Genomic DNA, 24,931 nt, shown 5'->3' with positions numbered 1-24,931 from the left:
ACGGCGATGACCGACGAAGTGGTTGCTATGTGGATTGTCTGCCTCACTTTCCGTTCGGTAGCTGCACCCTGTGTCCGGTAGTCGTACGGAGCCGTACAGAGTCGAACATAGTCCGGGGTCGCCGGGCGTCGGTCAGGTAAACACCCAGACCGCGGCGACGAACAGCAGCGACCCGAAGACGAAGGTGACGTCTCGCGTCCGAACCATCATGCCCTCGGTCCGGAGGGCCTGACTCCGTTCGTCGCCCAGCGAGCGCGAGAACCCCTTCGTCTCCATCGCCTCCACGGTGACCCGCGCGCGCTTCGCCACGTTGAAAATCAGCGGGTAGAACGCCTTGACGGAGAGCGTCAGCAGGTAGTAGAAGTAGCGCCACCTGAACAGCCCCTGTTTTTCGGGTACCTTACTCCGGAGGCGGAAGGAGTTGATGAGCGCGTGATACTCCTCGACGAGAAGCGGCATCATCCGGTAGCCGTACGCGATTGCGAACGTGAGCTGTCGGGGGACGCCCAAGCGCAACATCCCCTTGCTGAGTTTCTGCGGGCTCATCGCCGAGAAGACGGCGAGGCTGATGACCGAGATAATCGTGAGCTTGAGGAAGAACGGGACGAGCGCCCCGACGGCGTCGATGCCGACTTCCTGGCTGGTCGTGGCGGTATGGATACCCCGGCCGACCGCGGCCGCGACGATGCTTCCGGTTTCGGCGAACACGCTCGCGTCGCCCGCCATGACGCCCGCGACGACCCGACCGGCGTTCTCGCCCAAGTGACCGACCGCTCGAACCGTCCCGCCGATGAGCGGGACCAACACCACGAAAAAGCCGACGTTGGTGACTTGGCCGAACAGGAGCAACGCGAGCAGGTACTTGCTGACCTGCGAGAGCGCGGCGAGCGCGAAGGCCGCCGCGAGCAGGATGGCCAGCGGAAGCGTGTCGTAGAACAGCCACGGGATAATCATGAACAGCACGGTCCACAGCAGGACGACTCGCGGGTCGAAGCTGTTCAACAGCGCGTCCTCGTTGTCGTAGGCCGTCCGCATCAAATCGACCTTGATGTCGGCGACCGAGATGTCGGTGAGCGCGTCGACGTACTTCATCGCGACCCTCCGTTCGACTCAACGTCGCCCCCGACGTCTCCGACATCGGCGACACCGCCGTCGGCGAACGCGTCGTCCTCGAACGAACGAGCCAGCGTCTCGCACATCGCGTCGGTGCTGAGCGCGGGGGATTCCAGCCCGAGTCGCCGGCTCAGTTCGACCACCTGCGGCTGTCGCAAATCGGTCTCCGCGAGGAGGTCCGGGTCGGAGAACACGGCCGCCGGCGGCGCGTCCGCGAGCACCTCGCCCTCGCCCATGACGAGGACGCGGTTGGCCCACGCCGCGACCAGTTGCAGGTCGTGCGAGGCGACGACGACGGTCTCGACGCGGCTCTCGGCCTTTCGGAGCATTCCGGTCACTTCGCGGCGGCTCTGGAGGTCGAGACTGCCCGTGGGCTCGTCCAAGAGGACGACCGTCGGGTCGGTCGCGAGTCCGATGCCCAGCGACGCGCGGCGCTGCTGGCCGAGGCTCATCAGTCGACCGTCGCGGTCGGCGAGGTGTTCGAGGTCCAGATACGCGAGAATCTCGTCGACGCGTTCGTCCGCGTTCGGGGCGTCGCGGTTCTCGAGGTAGTAGGCGACGTCCTTGCGGACGGTGTCCTCGACGAACATCTCCTCGGGGTTCTGGTGGATGTAGACGGTGTCGTCGGCCAACTGCTCGGGAAGCGTCTCGCTCGTATCGCGGCCGAGGACCGTCACCGCCCCCTGGTCCGGGGACTCTAACCCCGTAATCAACCGCAACAGCGTCGACTTCCCGGACCCGTTGGCACCGACCAGTGCGACCCGGTCGCCCTCGTACAGTTCGAGGTCCAGGCCGTCGAGCACGCGATTGTACCCCTCGCGAAGCGTCGGGTAGCCGTGACCGACGTCCCGCATCGTCACTACCGCGTCCCCGTCCCGCTCGCGCTCGGTCAGCCCGGCGGCGTCTGCACCTGTTGCCACCGCGCCGCCGTCGACGGCGGCCCGAGAGCCGCGCGTCGCCGCGGGCTGAAACGCCGTTGCCGCCTCGTCGACGGTCACGGGATACCGACCGCTGGGCAGGGTTCCCACCTCGGTCGGGAGCCCGTCGGCAATCTGCGTGACCTGCGGCGGGTGGATGTCGTGGGCGAGCAGGTCGTCGAGCCTGTTGAGCCCGACTTCGACCGGCTCTTTCCAGGCGACTCCGCCGTCGGAGACGAGCACCATCTCGTCGCAGTAGTCGGCGATGAACTCGGAGTGGTGTTCGATGACGATTATCGTCTTGTCCCGCTCCTCGTTGAGTCGTCGGAGCTGTTCGTACGTCTCGCGGGCGTTTCGGGGGTCGAGCTGCGCGGCGGGCTCGTCGACGAAGATGAACTCGGGGTCCATCGCGAGCACCCCCGCGAGCGCGACGAGGTGTTGTTGGCCGCCGCTCAACTCCCAGATGAATCGGTCCGCGAGGTGGTCGAGACCGAGGGTTTCGAGGGCGCGGGTCGCCCGTTCGGCGTAGTCGTCGAGGCCGTAGTTGAGCGGTGCGAACTCCACGTCGCCCCGGACGGTCTCCTGAACGAGCTGGTTCTCGAAGTCCTGGAAGACGTAGCCGACGGTCTTCGAAAGCTCGGCGACGTCCGACTCGCGGGTGTCGGTGCCGGCGACGGTGACGCCCCCGTCGAACGTCCCCTCGAAGAAGTGCGGGATGAGGCCGTTGAACGTCTTACACAGGGTCGTCTTGCCGCTGCCGTTGCCACCGACGACGGCCGTGAACTCGCCCGGCTCGATGGTCACGCTCGCGTCGCGCAATACCGCCTCGTCGCCGCCGGGGTACCGAAACGTCAGGTTCTCCACGACGATGTTGTTGCTGCTCATAAAAAACAAAGAATGGGTTCAGTCCTGCAGGCCGTCGACCTTGCGCTGGCGGTAGGCGACGAGCCCGAACGAGATGACCGCCGCGATGGCGATCGGCACGAACAGGAACGCTTGGCCGTACGTTTCGACGAACTCCGGCGTGAACGTGATGAGCCCGCCGCTGGTCTCGCTCAGCGTCTCGAACGCGAACGCGACGGGTATCAGCGCCACCCACGCTATCAGTCGCTTCAGGGACGTGCGCGTGAACATCGGGCCGTCGCGCCCCTCGACGGGACTCATGCCGAGTAACGGTTCGATCTTCCCGCGGAGCCGCGGGTAGAGGAACAGGGTCGGAATCGCCCCGAAGACGACGCCGGCGATGATAATCTGAAGCAGGGCACCGATTCCTTCGGTGGCCCACACGGTCTCGGGGAGCCACGAAATCGCTTCGAGCTCTTCGACGCCGATGTAGAACTTCCCGACGTCGATGAACCACGCCGCGGTCTCTTCCATCGCCTTCGCGAGGAAGCCCAGCGCCGCGATCTGCTTGACGTCTTTCGGGTCCGTGATGAGCGACATCACGAAGAACCACGACAGCGTGACGACGATTAGCCCCTCGACCGCTCCGAGCGCGCTGAAGTCACCGATGAGAATCTCTCCGAAGACGATGCCGCCGACCGGAATCGCGAGACAGGCCCAAAACGAGCGGAACAGAAGGACGACCGACATCGCAACGAACCAGAACGGTCCGATAGAGAGGCCTAACCCGCCTATCGAGAACTCCGGGAGAAGTTCCGTAATCATGCTCTGCAGACCGTGTAGCGACATGACGAGGATGAACGCCATCATGTCCCTATGGTCGAAACTGAACGCACTACTCGAGTTGTTGGACGTTGTCACCATCCGGGTGGTGGTGGTTAAGCAACCTGTTTAACGCTTGGTATGAGTACGACGTACGACTGTATATCCGACTGTACTCTGTAGAGTTATCGGTGGCAGTACATAGCAACCTCGTCAGTATGTCGTTCGGCCGGACTCCCTTCGTTCCCTGCGCTCGCAGGCCGGTTCGGATGCTATCGAAGTGGCTGTGTCTGTTCGCGTCGAAAAAGAACCGAGTGGCGGCGACGCCGACCGTCAGGCGTCGGTCGCGCCCACGCAGCGCTCGACGTCCGCGCGGGACTTCATCTCCAAGACGTTGTACGGGGCGTCGATGTCCGCGGCCACCGACCGGAAGGACGGAAGCGGCTCGTGTGCGTCCTCGGTGCCGTCGTTGTCGTGGAGGTGCGCGACGTGGATGCGGTCGCCGAACCGGTCGACGAACCGCCGGTAATCGACGCCCGTCGCCTTCGCGTGCCCCACGTCGAGAGTCAGTTTCAGGAACTCGTCGTCGACGCCGACGTCATCGAGAAACGAGGCGAGGCGGTCCGGCGTCGCCGTGTGCCGACGCGTTCCCGGTTTGTCGCGCTGGTTTTCGAGACAGACCGGAACGCCCGCCTCGGCGGCGAACTCGGCGCACTCGCGGAGCGTCTGGACCGCCTGCGCGCGGGTGTGTTCGCGGACGTGTTCGGGGTACCGAGTCCGAACCGAGCCCCCGTGGACGATGACGCCGCCGGCGTCGATTGCCGCGGCGAGTTCGATTGCCTCTTCGGTCGCCGCGACCGCGGCCTCTCGAAGGTGCTCGTTGACGTTACCGGGCGCGACGTCGAGGTGCGGGCCGTGGACCGTGTAGCTCACGTCGAGTTCGTCTGCGACCGCGCGCAGGCGCTCGGCGTCTCGCTCGTCCGCCCGAACGTCCAGATAGCCCGCGCGGAGTTCGACGTGGTTCAGGTCGAACCCGCGGAGGAACTCGGCGAACGACGCGACGTCGGCCGCGTAGCGGATGTCCATCGACGCGCCGAACCGCGGTCGCTGGACGGGCGTCGCCTCAGACATCGACTTGGCTCGCGGGAACGAGGCGGTCGCCGCGGAGGACGGGTACGACCGAGCGAGAGTCGATGGCCGTCTCGAACTCGTGGAGGTCGCGCCGCCGAATCTCGTGTTTCTGTTCGTATCGCGGCCCTTTCGCCGTCACGAGGAGGCGCGCGTACCGCTCGCGGTCGCGGTCGGTGAGGCCGTCGCCGTGGAGGTAGTCGTCGATGAGCGCCGCGCCGAGCGTGTCGTCGGGCGTCGGCTGACCGCTCGACCCGCTGGCGACGATCGTTATCGGTCGCCCGCGGTCTTCCAAGAGGTCCGCGACCGCCGCGGCGTTCGTGTAGCCGCCGACGAACACCTCGACACCGGGACCCCCGCGCTCGCGGAGCGTCGAGACCGCCCGCCCGCCGTTCGTGGAAGTCATCGCGGTCGGCCGCCCGGCGAGGTCCAGTCGCTGGACGTAGCTCGGCGAGTTGAAGAAGTCGTAGCCGGGGTTCGGCTCGTAGTCGTCGGTCTTGCCGCCGCCGATGAGACACTCGGGGTGGTCCTCCCGATACGCCGGTTCGTCGCCGCGCTCGTCGGTCACGTGGACGTACTCCGCACCGAGCGCGAGCAGTTCCGCCACGGTCGCCGAGAAGTGGGTCACGTCGACCACGACGTAGTCGCCCGGAGCCGGTTCTGCCGGGATGTTCTCACAGCCCTCTATCAATGTCTCTGCGAACACCGCTGTCTGTCGTCCATCTGCGGACATAGCCCACGTTCTCTACAACACCTACAAGTCAATTGCTAGTAGCGATATATATCGAACCGTACTGTCCGTAGTTATCTTCGCCCGCCGGCAGGTCCCCGGCGGTACGACTCGTCACTCGCGCGTACCGCGTCGTCCGGTCGTGTGAACCACCTCGGGATCAAGCCCCGAGACACTCGTCTCGATTCATCTGTAGAAACGTGTTCGGCTCAATGGCTATCGGGCGCTCGACTATCGCCTTCGACGAGAGAATAGTCAGGAAGTTATACTAAAATAAGTATGAAATATTATATATCTACCACCGAGTTCTCTCTCGAAATCAGGCACCGACCGCGCCGTCGCTCGCGGGATACCCGAGCCGCTTCGACTGCGTTCTCGCACCACGACTGCGAGTTCGGCTCGCTCGACAGTATCCGCGGAAAACGGCTTAACTACGGCTCAAGAATCCGTTTTCAAGTGCAAGCGTCGTCGGTAGGTTAATCGCACCCGGTAGCGCGGTTTTTCGGGGCGAGCGTTACACACATTCTCTTGGTTAAACGTGTGAAACTGCTGAAAAGACCGGATACGACGAATGGGACGAGTTCGATTACGAACGTCTCGCGTCCGTCACGGCGGGTCGGAAAGAACGTTCGAGTGGGGTCGCAATCTCACAACGGCAGTCTTCAATTTTAGTGGAAATATTTCATATTTCATATATTATTACTATACGACTATTGATTTTCGAAAGCTGCGGTTTCGGTCTCCGGTTCGGTATCGACGCCGGGTCGCCGACGCCGACAGCGTCTTTGACCGCCGGTCCAACGTCGATTCGAAATGGCTCTCGCCGCCGAACGACTCCGCCGATTCAAGACGCCGCTCCGCTACGTGATGGGCGCGCTCTACGTCCTCGCGGGAGTGATGCACTTCGTCGTGCCGAACGCGTACGCGCAGGTCGTCCCGCCGGTCTTCCCGGCGGCGCTCGCGCTCGTGTACATCTCGGGCGTCGCCGAAATCGCCCTCGGCGTCGGCGTCGTCTTCCGCCGCACCCAACGCATCGCCGCGTGGGGACTCATCGCGCTACTGGTCGCGGTCTTCCCCGCGAACGTCTACATGGCGACGAGCGACATCGTCCTCGAAGGTGTTCCGGCGGCACTTCGGGAGCCCTCCGACGCCGCGCTGTGGCTCCGACTGCCGCTTCAGGGCGTGCTCGTCGCGTGGGCGTGGTGGTACACTCGCCCGGAGTCCGACGGCGGTGTCGACTCGTCGTCGAACTGGTGACCGTCGCCGAGCGGATTGGTGTCCACCCCCACGCAGTCCGGCTGTTTTCGGAACCGAACGGAACTGATTCAAGCGCGCCGGTGCGAGCCGTAGCCGATGACCGAAGACGACACTCACGACCACGTCGTCCCCGGAAGCGACGAGGCCATCGATTCGGCCGACGTTCGGGGCTACGACTTCGACGGCGCGTTCGACTTCGACGAGTTCCTCGACGCGTACGCGACGACCGGCTTTCAGGCGACGCAGCTCGCCGAAGCCATCGACATCGCCGAGGAGATGCAGGAGGCGGACGCGACCGTCTACCTGACGTTCACCTCGAACATCATCTCGTCGGGGCTGCGCGAGGCCGTCGCCTACCTCGTCCGCGAGGGCTTCGTCGACGTGCTCATCACCACCTCCGGCTCGCTGACCGAGGACGTCATCAAGACCGCGAAACCGTTCAAGATGGGCTCGTGGGACGCCGACGAGGGCGAACTCCGCGAGCGCGGCATCAACCGCCTCGGCAACATCTACGTCCCCTCCGACCGGTACGTCTGGCTCGAACAGTACCTCTATGACTTCTTCGAGGACTTCTTCGCCGAAGAGAAGGTGCGGACGCCGACGGCGTTCGCCCGCGAGCTGGGCGAGACGCTCGACGACGAGCACTCGGTGTTGAAGCAGGCGGCCGACAACGACGTGCCGGTCTACTGCCCGGCGCTCACCGACGCCGAGGTGGGCAACTTCCTGTACTACTACCGACAGGGCTACGACAAGGACGTCGGCATCGAGATTCTCGACGACTACGACTCGCTCATCCAGAACGGGCTACTCGCCGACGAAACCGGTCTCATCGCCGTCGGCGGGGGCGTCCCCAAGCACCACGCCATCATGACGAACCTCTTCCGCGGCGGCGCGGACTACGTCGTCTACATCTCGACGGGGATGGAGGGCGACGGCTCGCTGTCGGGCGCGCCCCCGAACGAGGCCGTGTCGTGGGGGAAAATCAAGGACCACGACACGAACTACACGCAAATCGAAGCCGAGGCGACGCTCGTCTTCCCGCTTCTCGTCGCCGGCGCGTTCAAGAACTAGCGGGACTCCGTATCCTATTGTTCCCTTTGTAGCACTATGTTGGAGTCTCAGCCGTCGAAACGGCTACGTTAGACTCATAGCAATTTCCTTTAGCGGCCGGTCGTGTTGCCCGAGTGATGGTATCAACCAGGAGAAATTTCATCGGGGGTTCTGCCGCGGCGTTGGCGGGTCTCGCCGGCTGTCTGACGACGAGTAATTCCGAACGTGACGCCGCTTCGACTGGCTCCGGCGGCGGCGACGCGGAGACGTACGAGGTCGGGTATCAGGACTTCCAGACGAACATCGAGGCCACCGCGTTCCCCGATACGCTGTACTTCTACTGCGTGCAGTCCGGGTGGATGAACTGGCCGTCGCTGATGCAGTCGTTCGAGGATTCCTACGGCGTGGCGGTCCACGACGACGACCGCTCGTCGGGCGAGGCGCTCCAGCACATGCGCTCGCACTCGAACAACATGACTCACTCCGGGTACAACGGCGGCTACACCTACGGCATCGTCGCCCGGAACGAGGGCTTCACGCAGGCGTACAAGCCGCAGGGATGGGACAGAGTGCCGGACTCGCTCAAGACCGACGACGGGCACGTCACGGCGACCCGCCGGGTGACGACGGCCGTGACCTACCGGAAGGACATCTACGAGGAACGCGGCCTCGACGAGCCGACCACGTGGGAGGACCTGCTCCAGCCCGAAATCATGCAGGACCTGGCGCTCCAGACCCCGCAGGCGGCGGTCGGGCTCGCGGCGGCGCTCTCCATCAACAACGCCCGCGGCGGCAGCATGGACGACCTTCAGCCCGTCATCGACTACTACGAGCGGATTCAGGAGGGCGGCGCGGAGTTCACCGACAACTTCCTCGCGCAGTTCTCCCGCGGGGAGTACGCGACGTTCGTCCGGTACGACTACTCCGGCCTTGACCTCAAGTACAACAACGACGAGGTCGCAGAGGAGAACGTCGGCGTCGCGCTCTTGGGCGGCGAAAACGGCAATAAGGGCGCGCTCAACATGCCGTACGGCTACGCGCTCTTGGAGGGCGCGCCGAATCCGGCGGCGGGCAAGCTGTTCATGGACTACGTCCTCTCGCTGGAGGGCCAACAGCAGTTCCTCGACGCCTACGTCAGGCCGATTCGCTCCTCGGAGCTGGAGCTTCCCGACGAGTTCATCGACCCTGCCGAGTACGACCGGACGGAGTTCCAAGTCGACTACGGTCAGTTGGTCGACCGGCAGGAGGACATCATCCGAGAGATAACGCGCGGCGCGAACATCTGAGGATGTCCGACCGACACGCCGAGAACAGTCCGCTCTCGACGCTCCGGGCGCTCACGGCGCGGGTGGTCGGCGCGTTCGAAACCGTCGCGAACCCCGTCACCGAGCGAGAGCGCGAGTACCGCCGCATCGTCGCGCTGTGCGCGCCGTTTTCGGTGCTGTTGCTCGTCGCGGGTCTGTATCCCCTCTCCGAGGTCGTTCGCATCAGCGTCTCGACGGCCCAGTACGAGTCGGTCGGGTTCTCGCTCGACGCCTACGCGACGCTGTTCGGGGACCCCTACTACCGCCGGGTAGCGTTCAACTCCCTGTGGCTGACCACCGGGACGACGCTCGTCTCGGTCGGGCTCGCCGTCCCCATCGCGCACGCCCTCGAGAAGTACGACCTCCCCGGCGAGGACCTCCTCGTCACGCTCGTCTCGTTCCCCATCAGCCTCCCCGGCATCGTCGCCGCGTTCATGATTCTGGTGCTGTTCGGGAACAACGGCGTCGTCACCGCGGTCGCGGCCGCCCTCACCGGGAGCCGCCCCACCGACCTCGCCTTTGCGGTCAGCGTCCCGGGGCTGTTCGTCGCCTTCGTGTACTCGATGGTGCCGCGCGCGACGCTCATCCTCCGCGGGACGTACGCCGAGGTCGACTCGGCCGCCGAGGAGGCCGCACAGGCGCTCGGCGCGACGCCGTTCGAGACGTTCCGGCACGTCACGCTCCCGCAGATTCGACCGGGCATCACCGGCGCGCTGATTCTCACGTTCCGGACGGGACTGGCGATTTTCGGGACGCTCGTCGTCATCCAGACGCTCGTCGTCTGGACGCTCCAGCTCTCGCGGGAACTCGGCGTCGGCTACGACGTGCAGGTCGCCGGCGCGATGGCGACCGTCTACTTCGCGTTCACCTTCCTGTTCACCGTTCTCGGACTTCGGTACACCAGCGCGGAGGTCGGCATATGACGCCGTCCCTCTCGCGTCGGTTCGGGCGGTCTGTCGTGACGCTGACCTTGTTCGCGACGGTCGCGTTCCTCATCGCACCCATCGTCCTCACGGTCGTCGCCTCGTTCGCTACGAGTTGGACCGGTGTCCTCCCATCGGGGTTCGTCACCTTCGAGAACTGGCGGGCGGTGCTGGGGCTCGCGGACACGATCGGCTCACAGCGCAGCATGGGATGGAGCCCCCTGTTCAGCCTCCCGCTCGGCGGCGAGACGCTTTCGGTGTTGGTCCCGGCGGAGTTGGCGTTCAGCATCGGGCTGGCGCTCGGCGGCGTCCTCATCAACCTCGTCGTCGGCGTTCCCATCGCGTACGCGGTCTCCCGCTACGAGTTCCCGGGCAAAGAGTGGGTCAACGCCGTCTCCGTGCTCCCGCTCGTTCCGGGCGTCATCTTGGGCGTCGCGTTCCTTCGAGCGTACCCGGACCTCTCGGCGACGAGCTTCGGGCTCATCGTCGGCTACTCGCTATTGAAAGCACCGTTCATGGTGATGGCAGTCCAAAGCGAGTTCGAGTCGATGCCGCTGCGGCAACTGGAGGAATCGGCTCGCTCGCTGGGCGCGTCGTGGCCGCGGGCGTTCCTGACGGTCATCGTGCCGAACGCCCGCTCGGGCATCGTCTCGGGGGCCATCATCTGTTGGGCGCTCGCGGCCGCGGAGTTCAACTTCTCGTACATCGTCTGGGCGAAAGGCACCCAGCCGCTGGCGCTCTTCTTGCAGCGACACATCTCGAACAGCTCGTTCACCAAGGCGGCGGCCGCCGTGTCGATGTTCTTTTTCATCATCGTCGCGGTCACCCTCCTCCTACAGCGGGTCGGTCGCCGCGGATTCGACACCAGAGGTAGCTAATGGCAGACGTGACACTAGACGCGGTTCGGAAAGACTACGACGACACGACGGCGCTGGACGGCGTTTCGCTCACCGTCTCGGACGGCGAGATTCTGGGCGTGCTCGGCCCCTCGGGGTGCGGGAAGACGACGACGCTCCGGACCGTCGCCGGCTTCGAGACGCCGACCGACGGGACGGTCAGGTTCGACGACGAGGACGTGACGAACGTTCCCCCGGAGAACCGCAACGTCGGGTTGGTCTTCCAGGAGTACGCCCTGTTCGACAACATGACCGTCGCCGAGAACGTCGCGTTCGGGCTGAAGATGCGGGGCGTCGGAAAGCGCGAGCGACGGACGCGGGCCCGAGAGTTGCTCGAAATGCTCGATATCGGCGAGATGGGCGACCGCGACCCGACGACCCTCTCGGGCGGCCAACAACAGCGCGTCGGGCTGGCGCGCGCGCTCGCCATCGAGCCGAACGTCCTCCTGTTGGACGAGCCGATGACGGGGCTCGACGCCCAACTGAAGGCGCGCCTGCGGACGGAAATCGGCGCGCTACTGGCGGAGTTGGACGTCACCGGCCTCTACGTCACCCACGACCAGGAGGAGGCGATGGTGATGTGCGACCGCGTCGCCGTGCTGAACGAGGGTCGCGTCGAGCAGGTCGGCACGCCCCGAGAGATATACGAGTCGCCGGCGAACGAGTTCGTCTCGGAGTTCGTCGCGCTCGACGCGCCTGACCTCCCGTTCGTTAGGTGGTGATTCGCCCGCAGCCGATTTACGCGCCCGTCGTCGCCCCCCTCGCGGCCGCCGCCGACCGGCCACTGGTTTCGGCGGCGTCCAGCGGGAGGTGGGGAAGTCGGTATACCCTGCCATCGCATTCCACCCGGAGCGTCTCGGTTCCGAACAGTCGGTCGGTGACAGTCCGAGCGCGCTCCATCTCGGCGCGGGACTCGCGGGAGAGTCGCCATTGCGGCCCGAGCAGTCGGTCGTAGCCGACGAGTTTCCCATCCCCGGTTTCTTCGCTGGCGATGCGGTACTCCATCGCCAGATACCGAAACGACCGGTCGAAGACGCCCAGCGCGGTGAACACCCCGGCGACTACCATGGCTCCCCCGAACAGTTCGACCGCGACGCCGTCTGTCGTCGCGGTGCTGAGCAGGCCGACCAGCGTCAATCCGGCCACCAGCAGGACCGAAAGCGGGGAGCGAAGCCCGCGGACGACCCCGCCAACGACGACCGCCGACGGCTTCGGTCGGACGATGTCTGAGCCGTCCCGCGAGCTCTCGATTCGCTCCCACTCGGGGACGTCGGGAGCGAGTCCGAGTTCGACCGACGTGCGCTCGTCGTACGCTTCCAGTCGGTCGCGGTAGACGTCGACGATATCGGCGAGCAGTTTCACCGCGAGGACGAACGCCAGCACGAACGGCGGCGGGGCACCCGCGATGACGAATCCCCCGCCGATGAGGAGCGCCGAGCCGGTTCCCGCCATCGACACGAGCGCCGACTGAAGCGGTTGCTGTGGCGGGACCGACGCGTGGGTCCCGCCGAGGAGGTAGCGGCCCACGTCCACGGCCCGGCCGACGACGACGGCGAGCACGCCCAACCCGACGGAGACCGACTCGGCGTCGGTGAGCGTCGCGCCCGTTGTCTCGCCGACGCCGCCGACCCCGATTGCACCGAAGAGGGCCCAACCCACGCTTCCGATGGCGAGGGCCATCAGGATGGCCGGGAGGTTCGCGACCTGAATCGACAGCGGCAGGACGGGCAGTCCGACGCGCCCGCGCTTTTCCGACAGGGCACCGAACACGAGCCACGAAAAGCCGTTCGCGTCGTAGGTCGGTTTGCCCTCCGCGAACAGCGCCTTCACCGCGGCACCGACGAGACACGCGCCGAGTTCGACCCAGTAGACCGCCAACAGCGCCACGAGCGACCAGTCGAGCGCGAGCACGCCGACGAGCGGGACGGCGTTGACCGCCATCAACACCGCCACCTTCGCCCGCCGCTTCTCCCTGGGGGTGAACTGCATTGCAGACGGCGAGGCGTTCCGACTCGAGATAGTTAGGTGGTCTGGCTCACGTCGGGCGGTTGGAGCCGACTTCCCGCGACCGGTAAACAAGGTTGATGCTGTCAACAAATTATATAGAACGTATGCGTCCCTCCATTCGATACCTCGCCTCCCTCGTCGTCGGTCTCGTCGTCGCCGGTGTGGCCGTCTCGGCCGCCGACGCGCCGGGATTGCTTCCCGTGGCAATCGCTCCGCTGTACGCGGCGACGACCGCGCTCGTCCTCCGCCACCGCGACGGGTGGGTGCGACTCTTCCGCTTCGGAGACAACCGCTGGAGCGACCGAAAGCGGGGTGCGCTCGGGGGCGGCATCGGCGCACTCAGTTTCTCGCTGCTACTCTCTCTCTCGGTCCCCGCCGGCATCACCGGAATCGGACTGATGTTCTTCGGACAGGCGCTCGCGGTCGCCGACTACGAGTCGCTCCCCGAGTAGTCGCGTGCCGCCGAGACGCTTCGAGAGCGGGTTTCATCAGATATATGACCGGATGAGCGAAACGACCACTCCGATGGCCCCTCCACGGTACGGCGACGTCCCGACTTCGTCTCTCCCCGCCGGCATCGGGTTCCTCCCGGTGCTCTCGGCGAACCTCCTCCCGCTCGCCGGCGTGCTGTGGTTCGGCTGGAACCCGGGGACGCTCCTCGCGGTCTACGTCCTCGAACTGCTGTTTTTGTTCCCGCTTTCGGGCGTGAAGGCGCTGTTCGCCGGCCGGCCGCCGACCTCGTCCCGCGAGGACGGCGTCTTCAGCCTGTCCGACAACGACCTCGTCGACAAGCGCGGAAGCGTCACCGTTCACGACCGACTCCCACCGGTGTACCCGCGAAACGTCCCGTTTGCGACCGCCGTCGTCGGCGGCGGCGCGTGGGTCGGCGTCTTCCTCCTCGCGCCGCTCTCGGAGGTCGTCTCGGTGCTCGACGTGCTCGCCCGGCCGGAGGCGGTCGTCAGCGTCGCCGCGCTCGTCGTCGGGCAGGTCGGCGAGACCGCCGCCGAGTTCCTCCGGCGCGACCGATACGCCGAGCGCTCGCCGTACGCCCTCGTCGAGATTCCCGCCCGGCAAGCGATGTTTCTCGCGTGTTTCCTGTTCGTCGTCATCCTCGGCGGCGCGACGGTCGCGCTCGCGGGGTTCGTGTTCGTGAAACTGCTCTTCGAGTGGTCCGGCTTCCGCGCAGAGCAGGGCGGCGGCGGCCGGCTGACGAGTTGGCTTTCCGGGCCCGACGGCGACGCGACCCGCGGCGAAATCGACGTTCCCGACGGCCGACCCTCGGTCGCAATCGACGCGGACCGTCGCGCGGTGGTCGCGGCCGCGGTCTGGCGCGCAGCCACCACGACGGGACCGTTCTACGTCACCATGGCCGCGATGGTCTGGATCGGCGGGACCGCGTTCGTCGTCGAGGAGTCCTCGCTCGCGGTCTGGGTCGGGTTCGGTCTCTTTGCGCTCGCCCTCCTCGCGTTCATGCTCGTCGGCGACATCGTCGAGAGCGTGCTCGCGAGCGGGTGGCTGACCTACCGACGTTTCGGCGACCGCCTCGTCGTTCACGACCGCCTGACGAACGAGTCGCAGTGGGCGGCGGCGGTCGGCGACCTGCGCGACGCCGAAGTCGTGGCGACTCGGCCCACCGACCGCTACCTCGGAACGCGGACCATCGCGGCGACGGTCGGCTGGGGCGACGACGAGACGGAACACACGCTCGGACCTGTCGCGGACGCCGAGGCGTTCGTCGACTCGTTCGACCTCCCGGTCGGCTCAACCGACCTCCTGCCGCTCGACCGCCGGTTCGTCGGGGCCGCCATCGCTTCGGTCGTCCTCACCGCGGTCGGCGTCGTCACCGTGGTTTTCACTCCGCTCGGGCCCTCCACGAGTTGGCTGCTCGCGCTGTTCCTGTTCCCGGTTTTCGCCATCGTCCCCAAGGGGTTCTGGAAGCTCGCGCACTCGTGAGGCGGGACGACCAGAGCGGTTTGTGAGCGAACGAAAAGTGAGGAAAAACAGGCGCGTGAGTGAACGAGTAGAGTCCCGACGAGGCCACCCGAGACGACCCGGGGACGGACTACCCTCGCGAATGTAACGAGTAGGCGATGAGCACGACGCCACAGAACTGAAACAGCCGCGTGACGAGCGTGAGCGGCTGTTGGTACTGGAGGCCGATGTAGCCCTCGCGCAGGAGCACCGACCCGACGAAGGCGACGCCGAACGCGACGGCCGTGAGGAGGAACAGACCTGCGGAGAGCGCCCGCATCGTCCGGCTGTCGTGGCGGCGGTAGCCGCGATAGGCCTGATAGCCGACGTAGCTCCCGACGAGCGTCGACCCGAGAGCGAGCGAGACGATGAGCCAGTCGAGGACCGCGGATAGCGACGTCATCTCAGAGGTCCTCCCACATCCGTTTGAACCGGTCTGCGGTGTCGGCCTCCCCCTCGCCGGGGAACGACTCGTCGCCGGTGCGCGTCAGCGACGCCTCGAACGAGCCGTCGTCTAATTCGACGGAGAACTCGGAGAGCGTGGCGGCGTAGACGCTGTAGTGGTTGTTACTGGTTCGAATCTCGGTCTGCTCGTCGAGGAGTCCGTACGCTTGTAATCGTTCCACCCGACGGTAGACCGTCGGTTTGGACATCTCACACTCGTCGGCAAGCTCTTGTGCGGACATTGGTTTGATACTCGTCGCTGCGAGGATGTCCCGGGCGTACTCGTCGCTGAGGAGGTCGAGAATATCACCCAGCGCCGGTTCCTCACTCACGGTGGTCGAATGACTGCTCGTCGGACTAATAGGCCCACGGGTTTCCACCCCTGTTGGTCGCGGCGACCGATTCGGGACGGGTGTACGATGGGGCTGTCGGGATAGCACGGTGGGGCTGCGGGTTAGCGCGGGGATACTGCGGGGCAGTACGGCGATGCTGTGGAGGGGCTGTCGCGTCAGCGATGACCGCGATGGGTGCCGGGGTGCTGTCAGAGGGCACAGAACGGTACTGCTCGGGAGGGCAGTACGGTGTTGGTTCGGCGGGGCCCATCGCAGTTCAACCGATGCGCCGGGAGATAATATAAAAAGGGGGCCAGTTTCTGACCCAGAAACTCGCGCGGTTTCAGGCGGGACAGCCGACCGAGCGACCGACTTCGACGAGGCGGTCCGTCTCGACGCCGGTCCCGCGAACGGTGTAGCCGTAGCCGTCGCAGTTCCACGACACCGAGGTGGTCGGTCCGTAGTCGATAGTCGCCGGCCGGCCGTCCACCGTCGCGTCGCGCTCGTCGGCGTCGATATCCAGCGTGTAGTTGAACTTCGCGACCGTGAGTTCGCGGCCGCCGGCGGCGTAACGGAGTCCGACCCCGTCGATGCGGCCGGTGGTCCGCGTGGCGTAGACCAGTTCGAACGCGGGCGGGACCGTCGGCTCGGGGACCGAAACCGAACTCCGCGCTTCCAGGTCGGCCCTGCTCCGGAACCACTCCGTGTTCGGCGTGTTCGGTCGCTCGACGGTCGTGTTCGCACCGATTTCCGGCCGGAACGCGTCCGCCGACACAGCCGCATCGAACGTGACGTTCGTGTACGTGGTCGTCACAGAGCGTCGGGACCCGTCTGCCGTCCACGCCGTCTGTTTGCGAAGCGGGTAGAACCGCTCGGCGTCGAGCCACAGCCGCTGGTGGTAGCCCGCCTCGCTTCGATTCGTGTCGGGCGCGATATCGATGACGTACGCTTCGCGCCCGTCGACGGTGTCGGTCTCGACGAATTCGACGACGTAGCTGTGATTCGCGTCGGCCCGCGGGGCGGCACCGGCATGTCGCGGCACGACGGGCAGCGGCGACACGCCGATAGACTGCGGGCGACCGGCGTCGTCGGTCAGCCCCGCGGCCGCGACGAGGAGTTGGAGTCGCTCGGCCGTCCGCGACTCGGTCGGCGGGCCCGTCAGCTCGATGGCGGTCACGGTGTCCCGGTCAGTGTCGTGAAGCCAGAGCGTCGAGCCGTTCGAGACCTGCCGGTCGTACTGTCGGTTCGCCGCGTTCCGAAAGTGAACGCGCTTCCGCTCCGTCTCCGGGACGAGCGTCACGTCGGCGACGGTGCGAGACGTGACCGTTCCATCGGTTCGAATCTCGACCGTCTGCGTTCCGGCGAGCGCGTCGACTGCGCGGTAGCGCTCGGTTACGTTCGCGTCGACCGAGGGGCTCGCGTCGCCTATCGCGCCGCCCGTCGTCCAGAGGACCGCGGGGAGCGCGACGGCGACGAGCACGAACACGGCGAGTGTACGTCGGTTGGGTCGGAGTGGAGGGCGAGTCATACTGGGAGCACTCTGACAGGGAGTTCGACTGCGTGTCGGGGGGCCGACGGCTAAATACTTCTGGACGACGGGGGCGGTCGAAACCCGACCGGACCCATAGCTACTCCCTTCGCGGCTGAGATGACCGGGCCATGTCGCCCTCCACTATAGTAGCGTTTGCAGCTGGTTACACATCCAATCGCACGACAGCGTGCGATTGAGTGTGGATTGACTTGCAAACGCTACTATAGCTCCGCAACCCGAAGGCGGGCGTGGCTCTGCGCCCCTCCAGTGAGGACTCGTCCAAGCGTTCGTCCTCGACACGCTCGGCCTCCTCGTCGGCGGCTTCGGCGACTATCGCTGGGTGACGAGCGGACGCGCGACCGCGTCGGCGTCGGCACACCGCAAGCGGGTCGTTTTCGTCGGGGCGCTGTTCGTCGGCTGGGCGCTGGCTATCGTCCCGACCGCTGTGTTTCAGTTGGTCCTCGACGAGCGTCTGTCTACGGTCCCGTACTTCGTCCTCCCGACGCTCACGGCGCTTTCGGTCTTCGCGGGCGCGTCGCTCCTCGCCTACCGCGCCGACGCTGGGTGGTACCGAAAGCGACGAAACAGACTCGTCGGCGGGGCCGCGGGCGGCTGTACCGGCGTGCTGGCCGGGGTGTTCGGCTTCGTCGTCTACTCGTGGTATCTTCTGGCGACGCAGACGAACTACAGTCTCAATGGCGGAGCCGGAATCGTCGCGGCCGCGTGCGTCGGTGCCGCCGCCGGCTACGCCCGAACTGAAAGCGACCGAGCGCGCGAGTACCTCGTCTTGCTACTGGTGTCGGCGCTCTCGCTGTCGCTCGCGGTTGGACTTGTGACGCTCGCGCTTGCTGGCTATCTGGCGTTCGTCGCCGAGACGACGCTCGTCGGTCGGTTCGTTGACGGATGATTCACCGCCCGAGCAGCGACGCGCTCTAGTCCGTTCGCCGCCCGAATCGCCGAGCAGTTTATGAGCATGTGGATGGTACTCAACCAGTAATGTCAAGCGAGCGGAGCGAATTGTTCGAACACATCGAGTCCGACCTCATTCTTCGAGAGTTCTTTCAGGAGGTGACCGAATACGCGATATTTCTCCTCGATGCGGACGGGTTCGTGGCGACGTGGAACGAGGGTGCGAGACGGATAAAGGGCTACGAGCGAGACGAGATTATCGGTCGTCACCTGTCTGTCTTTTATCCCACCGACGGGGACGGCGCGTCCCCCGAGACGGTGCTCTCAATCGCCGAGTCCGAGGGAAGCTACGAGGAGCAGGGGTGGCGGGTCCGGAAGGACGGGTCGCGCATCCTCGCGCACGTAATCGTCCGCGCGCTGAGCGACGACGACGGGGAGCTCAGAGGCTTCACGAAAATCGTCCGAGACGTCACCGAGACCTACGAGTACCGACAGGAGTTAGAGCGGAACCGCGACCGCCTCGAACGCACCGAACAACTGGCCGACATCGGCGGATGGGAGGTCGACTACGAGACCGGCGAGCTGCGACTGACCGACGGGACCAAGCGGCTGGTCGACATCCCGCCCGACGCGGAGGTGACGCTCGACGGACTCGGAGACTTCTTTCACGAGGACGACCGCGCTGTCATCGACGAGGCCATCGAGAACGCGCGGGTCGACGGCGAGCCCTTCGACGTCGAAATGCGGGTGGTAACGGCCACCGGGCGAACGCGATGGGTGCAAGTTCGCGGTGAGCCGACGGACAGCGGCGCCAACGTCCGCGGCGCGGTGCGCGACATCTCGGACAGGAAAGAACGCGAAGAGCGGCTCATGGTGTTGAACCGAGTGCTTCGCCACAACCTTCGGAACAACCTCAACGTCGTCAGCGGGTACGCGAGCGAGCTGAAACGGGACCTCGAGGCGCTCGACAGCCCGTCGATAGACGAAGACGACTACGAGCGGTTGCACGAGACGCTGGCGAAACTCAGCGAGACGAGCAGGGGCATCGATTCGGAACTGCGGACGCTCGACACGCTGGTCGCCGCGGCGAGCCGATTCTCGACGGAGGCGATGGTCTCGAAGACGGACCGAATCATCGAGAACGCCGACAGCCTCGTGTCGACCGGCGAGAAAGCCCGGCAGTTCGAGAACGCCGTGGAGGGGAGCACGGACAGACACCCGGTCGGCGTCGGCGACGTCTTCGCCGACCTCAAACGGACGTACGAACGGAAGCACCCCGAGGCGGAGGTTCGAATCGGACCGAGCGAACAGACCGTGCTCGCGAGCACGCACTCGCTGTACCTCGCGCTCGACGAACTCGTACAGAACGCCATCGTCCACAACGACAGGGACCGCCCCGTCGTCGCGGTCTGGTCGCGACGCCTCTCGGGAGAGCGGGTCGCAATCGCGGTCGAGGACAACGGTCCCGGTATCCCGCAGACCGAGCGGGAGATTCTGAAACGCGGGAAAGAGACGCCCCTGACGCACGGAAGCGGAATGGGGCTGTGGACCGTCCACTGGTTCGTCACGCAGTTCGACGGCGAGGTGTCCATCTCTGACCGCGCCGAGGGCGGGTCGACGGTCGAAGTCAGACTCCCCGCGCCGGAGAACTGACTCGGCGTATTAGATATTAATTGAACTATCCAGATAGTTCAGATAATTCGGATTATCCGAATTCTTCTGATAGTGGAAATCCGTCAGGATACCCACAGTATTCTAACAATGCCGGTACTGCGAAGATGGCCGTCGAGAAGCACGGCCCAGAACGGCATCATACTTCGAGGAATTCAGGTTAGGTGGATTATTCACCGTGTCCGGTTCGAGCCCCGGAGCGGTCGAAGACGGGCAGTCTCACTCGCATCCGACGGAGAGGCGCGGTCAGAAGAGCACCGTCACCGCAGTACTGAGAACTCCAGTTAGTCGAAGAATCGTCGTTATCGTGGCTACCCGCGTAGTTCCAGTTATCCACATATGCGCCGAACCCGAGTCGTGCGGGTCGCTTAGATTTTCGTGGTTATCTGAATAATCCGCATCTCGCGTAGAATCTCCGTGAGGCCGGTAACGTGCGGTGGTGACGACGTGTGAGCAGTCTAAATTATCTGGATTAGTTGGGTAGTCGGAGAAACGCACATTGTTTGAGCTACCCGGCTACTCCGCGTGGTGCACATGAGAGCGCGACCGCGAACAACCCGCGTAGTTGGAAGAACCCACATTCCCTGGTGAATCCGAAATATTCAACACACCCACATAATCAGACAAACTTGGAAAATCTGAATTATCCAAAGTAGCCAAAGTTGCGATGGTAAGATAGCGAACGCCTTTGTCAACGGGGGTTCGGTCTCTAGCCATGGCCGGTGTCCCCGATTCTGGCAGCGTGCTGGTCGTCGGCGAGAGCGACTGGGTGACGCGGTTCGCCGAGGGACTCGATTCGCGACCCGGCGTCGCCGTGTTGAAAGCCGAGACGAAGGCGGCGGCACTCCGCGCAGTCGAAGCGGACGAGGTCGACTGCGTCGTTGTCGACGCCGACCTCGCGGACGCGACCGCCGTCGACCTCCTCACAGACGTTCGCTCGGCGGTCGCGACCCTTCCCGTGGTCGTCGCCACGGACGGCGGGAGCGACGTCCTCGCTAGCGAGGTCCTCGGTGCGGGCGCGACTGACTACGTCGCGCTTGACGCCGACTCGCCGGACGTCGAAACACTCCTCGCGCGGACCGGACGGGCGCTCCGGTCGGCGCGGCAGACGGCCGGCGAGCGCGAACGCGCCAGGCAGTTCGACGCGACGTTCGACGACGAACGGACGGCGACGTGGGTGCTCGACGGGGAGGGGTCGTTGACTCGGGCGAACCGGACGGCGCGGGAACTCCTCGACGCGCCGGTCGACCCGCTCGTCGGCGGGGCCTTCTGGTCACTCCCGTGGTGGTCGAAAGGAGACGACCCGACGAGCGACGACGTGCGACGGCTCACCGAGGACGCGCTCGAAGGGACGGCCGGGAACGCGGTGGTCCCACAGCCGTCGGAGGCCGGAAGGCGACGCATCGTCGAGCTATCGGTCCGCCCCGTGACCGACGAGCGCGGGGAGGTCGCATCGGTCGTGGTCGAGGGTATCGACATCACAGCGCGGGTGTCCCTCGAACGAGACCTCCGCCGCTCCGAGGAACTCCACCGCGTCACGCTCAACAACATGACCGATACGGTCCTCATCACCGACGAGTCGGGGGCCTACACCTACGTCTGCCCGAACGTCCACTTCATCTTCGGCTACACCGCAGACGAGTTGCGCGAACGGGTCCCCATCGACGAACTGCTGGGGGAGGACCTCTTCGACCGCGACGAACTCGCGGAGCGCGGCGTCCTGAAAAACATCGAGAGCACGGTGACCGACAAAGCCGGCCGCGAACACACGCTCCTCGTCAACGTCCGCGAGGTCTCGATTCGGGACGGGACGCTGCTTTTCAGTTGCCGCGATATCACGAAGCGCAAGCAGCGCGAGGACGCGCTGACGACGCTCCACGAGACGGCTCGCGAGTTCCTCTACACGGGGACTCACCGACAAATCGCCCAGCGCGTCGTCGACGATACGCCCGGCGTGCTCGCGCTCGATGCCAGCGCCGTCTACCTCTTCGACGCCGACGCCAACGCGCTCAGGCCGGCGGCGTACTCGCCGGCGATGCGGGAGGCCCACGGCCCGCTCCCGACAGTGCCCGCGGACGGGGAGACGCTCCCGAGCCACAGTTTCGTCGAGGACAGTCCGCTGTACTTCGACGACGTGCACGAGGCCGACCGGTTGGAGAACTCCGTGACCGGCCTCCGGAGCGTCGCGTACGTCCCACTCGGAGACCACGGCGTGTTCGTCGCCGGCTCGACCGAGGTCGGAGCCTTCGACGCGGTGGCGCGGGAGCTGACCGACCTGCTCGCGGTGACCGCCGAGGCGGCGCTCGACCGCGTCACGCGCGAATCCCGGCTCCGCGAACAAGACCGGACGCTCCAGCGACAGAACGACCGGCTCACCGAGCTAAACCGAATCAACGAGACCATCCGCGAAATCGACCAAGCGCTCGTCGGAGCCCAGACGCGAGAGGAGATAGACTACACCGTCTGCGAGCTGCTGACCGCCGCCGACCGATTCGCGTTCGCGTGGGTCGGCTCCGTCGACCCCATCGGCGAGACCGTCGAGCCCCGCGCGTGGGCCGGCGACGAGCGGGGCTATCTCGACAGCACTACGTTCGAAGTCGCGGCGTCGTCGGTCGAGCCGGCGGGACGCACGGCGGCGACCGGAGAGGTGACCACCGTTCCCAACGTCGCGTCCGGTTTCCGGGACGAACCATGGCGGAAGGGCGCGCTCACCCGAGACTACCTGTCGGTGCTCAGCATCCCGCTCGTCTATAACGACCTCTCGCACGGCGTGTTGACGGTGTACGCGACGACGCACGACGCCTTCGACGAGACGGCGACCGCCGTCTTGGCCGAGCTCGGCGAGACCATCGCGTCGGCGCTGAGCGCCCTCGAACGAAAGAACGCACTGCTCACCACGGCCGTCACCCGCGTCGGGTTCGCCGTCGACGACCCCACGTTCGTCCTCTCGCGACTCGCCCGCGACACGGGGTGCACGCTCACCTACCGCGGAGGGGTCCAACAGTCCGCCGAAGGAAACTACGTGTTCGTCACCGTCGAAGACGGGGCGGTCGAATCCGTCGCGGCCGCGGCCGACGAACTGGTCGCCGTCGCCGACGTGCGACGGATAAGCACCGACGGGGACGCCGGCGTCCTGCGCCTGCGCTTGACGCAGCCGTTTCTCGCACCGGAGCTCGCGGACCACGGTGCCGTCCTCGGAGAGGTGCGAGCGACCCCCGAGGAGACGACGCTCGTCGTCGACGTCCCCGAGAGCATCGACGTTCGGAACGTCACGCACCTCGTTGACGAAGCGTTCGCCGGCGTCGAACTCCGCACCAAACAGACGCTCGACCGCTCGACCGAGCGCGACCTCTTCTCGCGGTTCCTCGACAAGCTGACAGAGCGACAGCTCGAGGTGCTTCAGACGGCCTACTACAGCGGCTACTTCGAATCGCCGAGGGAGAACACGGGCGAAGACGTCGCCGCGACGCTCGGCATCTCACCGCCGGCGTTCTACAAACACGTCCGGACCGTCCAGCGGAAACTGTTCTCGACGCTGTTCGACGAGCACTCCGGGTCCGTCTCCGGAAGGTCCGGGTAGGTTCGTTATCTAGCCGGTGTTCCCTCGACTGGTTTGGTATGTAACTGCTTCATATTCCCTTGTACGCCGATTACGCATGGGCAGAGCGTCCGGGACACGACCGGCGCTCGCGAACCATGAGAGATGTCGAATCCACCCCCGGCGAGGAAGGAACGTACGAATGCTTCGAGTGCGGCGGTATCGTCCTCACCGAACACAACCCGCTGCGCTGTCCGGACTGTGGCGGGGCGATGCGCAACCGGCGGACGGCGATCGAGTAACCGCGCGAGGGCGCGGCCGTCGTTCGATTTAAGCCGCTCGGCGTGGAGACCGTAGGCGACGTGACGACTCACCTCGACGACTTCGACCACGAGGCGCACATGCGCGAGAGTTTCGAACTCGCCCGCGAGGCCGCCGCCCGCGGCGACGAACCGTTCGGCTCCGTCCTCGTCCGCGACGACGAGGTCGTCATGCGCGACTCGAACCGCATCGTGACGGAGTCCGACATTCGTCGGCATCCCGAGTTACAGCTCGCCTATCGGGCGTGCCGAGAGTACGACCCCGACGAGCGGGCGGAGACGGTGATGTACACCAGCACGGAGCCCTGCCCGATGTGCGCCGGCGGGATGGCGACCGCCGGCTTCGCGCGCGTCGTGTACGGCGTCGGCGGCGACGAAATCGGAGCGTTCACGGGGTCGAGTCCCGGCGTCCGGTCGGCGGCGATTCTCGACGGCGTCACCGAGGTAGTCGGCCCGGTACTGAACGAGGAGGCCCGCCGAGTTCACCGAGAGTACGAGTGGTAGCCGACGGTTCGGAGGCCCCGACCGGCCGCGGCCGAACGTCGGTACAGCCACGCGCGGACGCCGCGACTGCAGTGACCCAGAATTGTCAGGTATTAGTAAGTTCTATCGAATGTCCTCGATACTAACTTATTTTTGTCGGTCGATGAGCGGAACGTGCTAATACAGATTCTATCAATATCAGCCCTAAGCCGCGTATAAGGCGGGAGTGTGGATGTCTCTCAGGAACACCGCCGGGTGAATCCATACATTCCCACTCATCTTAGAATTTCTAAACGGGATAGACAAGAGAATACAAAGTTTTCGCAGATAAAAGTCATATTCGACCACAGAACAGGAGGTAACGAGTGAAAAGAGAGCCGCCAACTAAATACCAATTTCTATACTATCATTTCTTTCTGAGATAATTGACCACGGGGCACTGTCTAGTTAGTGACCTCCTCAACCGGCGTTCGTCCGTCGAGCGATTGATGCGGTCGGTGGAAGTTATAGTATTGCGCAAATTGTATAAACCNGGCACTGTCTAGTTAGTGACCTCCTCAACCGGCGTTCGTCCGTCGAGCGATTGATGCGGTCGGTGGAAGTTATAGTATTGCGCAAATTGTATAAACCACTCGCGGACGCTCCCATGACTGCCCACCCACGAATTATGGAAGCGGTCGACTCGCACTTTGAGGGTGTGAAACCACGTTTCGATGAGGTTTCGCTCGACGTAGTCAAGCCG

General features: G+C 65.3%; 22 protein-coding genes and 2 pseudogenes. 13 read left to right on the top strand and 11 right to left on the bottom strand.

What is annotated here, in order from left to right; translation table 11 throughout:
* Positions 1–132: 132 nt before the first annotated feature.
* The 5 genes from C454_RS01410 to C454_RS01390 all read right to left on the bottom strand — a co-directional run bounded on the left by C454_RS01410 (position 133) and on the right by C454_RS01390 (position 5,556).
* Positions 133–1,092: an energy-coupling factor transporter transmembrane component T gene (locus C454_RS01410; RefSeq protein WP_004971854.1), complete on the bottom strand. Its 960-nt coding sequence runs from the start codon at positions 1,090–1,092 to the stop codon at positions 133–135.
* Positions 1,089–2,915: an ABC transporter ATP-binding protein gene (locus tag C454_RS01405; RefSeq protein ID WP_004971851.1), complete on the bottom strand. Its 1,827-nt coding sequence runs from the start codon at positions 2,913–2,915 to the stop codon at positions 1,089–1,091. Before C454_RS01405 ends, C454_RS01410 begins: the two co-directional genes overlap by 4 nt.
* 18 nt (positions 2,916–2,933) lie before the next feature.
* Entirely contained in the window at positions 2,934–3,743 is an 810-nt protein-coding gene (locus tag C454_RS01400; RefSeq protein WP_239639867.1) for a hypothetical protein, read from the bottom strand.
* 285 nt (positions 3,744–4,028) lie between these two features.
* Positions 4,029–4,826, bottom strand: coding sequence for a sugar phosphate isomerase/epimerase family protein (locus tag C454_RS01395; RefSeq protein ID WP_004971846.1), 798 nt, complete (start codon positions 4,824–4,826; stop codon positions 4,029–4,031).
* On the bottom strand, positions 4,819–5,556 hold the full coding sequence (locus tag C454_RS01390; protein WP_049904895.1) for a 2-phosphosulfolactate phosphatase: 738 nt from the start codon (positions 5,554–5,556) through the stop codon (positions 4,819–4,821). The genes C454_RS01395 and C454_RS01390 overlap by 8 nt, the downstream gene beginning before the upstream one ends.
* Before the next feature lie 810 nt (positions 5,557–6,366).
* On the opposite strand from C454_RS01390, the gene C454_RS01385 reads away from it, so the two are divergent.
* The 6 genes from C454_RS01385 to C454_RS01360 all read left to right on the top strand — a co-directional run bounded on the left by C454_RS01385 (position 6,367) and on the right by C454_RS01360 (position 11,705).
* Entirely contained in the window at positions 6,367–6,810 is a 444-nt protein-coding gene (locus tag C454_RS01385) for a DoxX family protein (RefSeq protein WP_004971843.1), read from the top strand.
* A 96-nt stretch (positions 6,811–6,906) separates the two neighbouring features.
* Positions 6,907–7,881 carry a deoxyhypusine synthase gene (locus C454_RS01380; RefSeq protein ID WP_004971841.1) on the top strand — a complete coding sequence of 325 codons (975 nt, stop codon included), beginning with the start codon at positions 6,907–6,909 and terminating at the stop codon, positions 7,879–7,881.
* Between the two features lie 161 nt (positions 7,882–8,042).
* Entirely contained in the window at positions 8,043–9,146 is a 1,104-nt protein-coding gene (locus C454_RS01375) for an extracellular solute-binding protein (RefSeq protein ID WP_004971839.1), read from the top strand.
* 2 nt (positions 9,147–9,148) lie between these two features.
* Positions 9,149–10,087 carry an ABC transporter permease gene (locus C454_RS01370; RefSeq protein ID WP_004971837.1) on the top strand — a complete coding sequence of 313 codons (939 nt, stop codon included), beginning with the start codon at positions 9,149–9,151 and terminating at the stop codon, positions 10,085–10,087.
* The gene (locus C454_RS01365) at positions 10,084–10,965 is read left to right on the top strand and encodes an ABC transporter permease (RefSeq protein ID WP_004971835.1); all 882 of its coding nucleotides are present in this window, start codon (positions 10,084–10,086) and stop codon (positions 10,963–10,965) included. The genes C454_RS01370 and C454_RS01365 overlap by 4 nt, the downstream gene beginning before the upstream one ends.
* Positions 10,965–11,705 carry an ABC transporter ATP-binding protein gene (locus tag C454_RS01360; RefSeq protein ID WP_004971833.1) on the top strand — a complete coding sequence of 247 codons (741 nt, stop codon included), beginning with the start codon at positions 10,965–10,967 and terminating at the stop codon, positions 11,703–11,705. Before C454_RS01365 ends, C454_RS01360 begins: the two co-directional genes overlap by 1 nt.
* A 16-nt stretch (positions 11,706–11,721) precedes the next feature.
* Here C454_RS01360 and C454_RS01355 read toward each other — a convergent pair whose 3' ends face one another.
* A complete protein-coding gene (locus tag C454_RS01355) occupies positions 11,722–12,972 on the bottom strand; it encodes a DUF6498-containing protein (RefSeq protein ID WP_239639866.1) in 1,251 nt (416 codons plus the stop codon).
* 122 nt (positions 12,973–13,094) lie between these two features.
* Between C454_RS01355 and C454_RS01350 the strand changes: the two genes are divergently transcribed.
* A complete protein-coding gene (locus C454_RS01350; protein WP_004971829.1) occupies positions 13,095–13,442 on the top strand; it encodes a hypothetical protein in 348 nt (115 codons plus the stop codon).
* A 73-nt stretch (positions 13,443–13,515) separates the two neighbouring features.
* Complete coding sequence (locus C454_RS01345; RefSeq protein WP_004971827.1) at positions 13,516–14,943, top strand: DUF6498-containing protein; 1,428 nt, start codon at positions 13,516–13,518, stop codon at positions 14,941–14,943.
* 109 nt (positions 14,944–15,052) lie between these two features.
* Here the strand turns inward: C454_RS01345 and C454_RS01340 are convergent, their stop codons facing one another.
* The 3 genes from C454_RS01340 to C454_RS01330 all read right to left on the bottom strand — a co-directional run bounded on the left by C454_RS01340 (position 15,053) and on the right by C454_RS01330 (position 17,265).
* Positions 15,053–15,364 (bottom strand): DUF7521 family protein, encoded by a 312-nt coding sequence (locus C454_RS01340; protein ID WP_004971825.1) that lies wholly within the window; start codon positions 15,362–15,364, stop codon positions 15,053–15,055.
* Between the two features lies 1 nt (position 15,365).
* Positions 15,366–15,737 (bottom strand): ArsR/SmtB family transcription factor, encoded by a 372-nt coding sequence (locus tag C454_RS01335; RefSeq protein ID WP_004971823.1) that lies wholly within the window; start codon positions 15,735–15,737, stop codon positions 15,366–15,368.
* Positions 15,738–16,080: 343 nt separating this feature from the next.
* On the bottom strand, positions 16,081–17,265 hold the full coding sequence (locus tag C454_RS01330; protein ID WP_049904893.1) for a LolA family protein: 1,185 nt from the start codon (positions 17,263–17,265) through the stop codon (positions 16,081–16,083).
* 343 nt (positions 17,266–17,608) lie between these two features.
* Between C454_RS01330 and C454_RS01325 the strand changes: the two genes are divergently transcribed.
* The 5 genes from C454_RS01325 (at position 17,609) to C454_RS01310 (ending at position 24,210) form a co-directional block, all read left to right on the top strand.
* Complete coding sequence (locus tag C454_RS01325; RefSeq protein WP_004971818.1) at positions 17,609–18,175, top strand: hypothetical protein; 567 nt, start codon at positions 17,609–17,611, stop codon at positions 18,173–18,175.
* 89 nt (positions 18,176–18,264) lie between these two features.
* Positions 18,265–19,830, top strand: a complete 1,566-nt coding sequence (locus tag C454_RS01320; protein WP_004971817.1) for a PAS domain S-box protein — start codon at positions 18,265–18,267, stop codon at positions 19,828–19,830.
* A 733-nt stretch (positions 19,831–20,563) separates the two neighbouring features.
* On the top strand, positions 20,564–23,428 hold the full coding sequence (locus C454_RS01315) for a bacterio-opsin activator domain-containing protein (RefSeq protein ID WP_004971814.1): 2,865 nt from the start codon (positions 20,564–20,566) through the stop codon (positions 23,426–23,428).
* A gap of 116 nt (positions 23,429–23,544) precedes the next feature.
* Positions 23,545–23,688, top strand: a complete 144-nt coding sequence (locus C454_RS20225) for a rubrerythrin-like domain-containing protein (protein ID WP_004971811.1) — start codon at positions 23,545–23,547, stop codon at positions 23,686–23,688.
* Positions 23,689–23,748: 60 nt separating this feature from the next.
* Entirely contained in the window at positions 23,749–24,210 is a 462-nt protein-coding gene (locus C454_RS01310) for a nucleoside deaminase (RefSeq protein WP_275039246.1), read from the top strand.
* Between the two features lie 422 nt (positions 24,211–24,632).
* Here the strand turns inward: C454_RS01310 and C454_RS21320 are convergent.
* Positions 24,633–24,716, bottom strand: a pseudogene (locus C454_RS21320) (IS6 family transposase); the annotation flags it as partial.
* A 14-nt stretch (positions 24,717–24,730) separates the two neighbouring features.
* A pseudogene (locus C454_RS01305) lies at positions 24,731–24,931 on the bottom strand (integrase core domain-containing protein); the annotation flags it as partial.

The sequence above is a fragment of the Haloferax gibbonsii ATCC 33959 genome (assembly GCF_000336775.1).
Classification (GTDB): Archaea; Halobacteriota; Halobacteria; order Halobacteriales; family Haloferacaceae; genus Haloferax; species Haloferax gibbonsii.
Note: the sequence above shows the minus strand (reverse complement) of the source record. Positions and strands in the feature narration are given on the sequence as shown.